This window comes from Bartonella sp. AA9NXGY, from assembly GCF_042196845.1.
Lineage (GTDB): Bacteria > Pseudomonadota > Alphaproteobacteria > Rhizobiales > Rhizobiaceae > Bartonella.
The window spans coordinates 1-952 of record NZ_JBHIRB010000091.1 but is presented as its reverse complement, the minus strand read 5'-3'; the positions used below and the strand labels follow the sequence as shown (position 1 = coordinate 952).

Sequence of the window (952 nt, the reverse complement as noted above, 5' to 3'; positions counted from 1 at the left end):
TAACTTAGGAGTATCACCACCTGTTAGCATCGCACTAAGCATTTGCGGATTACGTGCCATAATAGCAGCTTCTTCTTCACTGTACCCTTTAGATTTTAGGTATTCGACGGTCTGATTAACCTGTCCTCTTTTTTCTCTTTCCATATCACCACGACGAAGATTCATAGCTGCATTCGCTAAACTTTGTGCTATCGTCCCATCTGATAATGCATAACCAATCCCATAATCTGATAATCTTTGTAAAAACTCAGGACTACGCAAGTAATCCCAAAAACTCTGTTGAGAACCAGTATCTTGGTGAGGAACAGTACTCTGTTGTGGCTGTACAGACTTCTGTGGTTCTACAGATGAAATAGGCTCTGGTAATTGAGACGGCTTTGGTTTCAATGATGCCAAATCTGAAGTTTCAATTGCATTAGGCAAAGGTTCCATACCTAAAGGATTTGGTTGTGAACCAAAGGTCGCTACTGGTAAAGAAGGGACTAAAGACGGTACATACGGTTTTCTGCCTGCCGATCTTAAAGACGAACTTACATCTGGTAAAGGTGAAGTATTTTTAGCTAAACCTAAAGGATTTGATTGTGAACCAAAAGTTGCTATAGGGGAAGAAGGGGTTAAATAAGGTAAATTATTTGCCTGTTGTTTGGCGTCTTCTAGATCGTTGAAACGTATACGTGGTACATATTGGCTCATTACATGCATAGACTTAAGAAGTCTTGATAACATGTTATCGTTACTATTTTGCATAACTACCTCACTTTTTTCCTGCAAAATTAGCAATACTAGCTAAAATCCCTATAGCGTTCTTCCAAGGGTCGTTACCATGCATCTTAGATTCTGACACATTATTCGTTGTCGTGCCGTAATTCCTTGCAAAGCCATGACCGGCGTTCATAAGCATATTCAACCTATTCCAGCCGCTATTGTCTTGTTCCAGCCAACGTTCTCTATT

Annotated in this window: 2 pseudogenes; both read right to left on the bottom strand. The window is 40.0% G+C overall.

The window, feature by feature from the left end:
* Positions 1 to 747 (bottom strand): annotated as a pseudogene (locus tag ACFIM6_RS09970) (hypothetical protein); the annotation flags it as partial.
* 7 nt (positions 748 to 754) lie between these two features.
* Positions 755 to 952 (bottom strand): annotated as a pseudogene (locus ACFIM6_RS09965) (hypothetical protein); the annotation flags it as partial.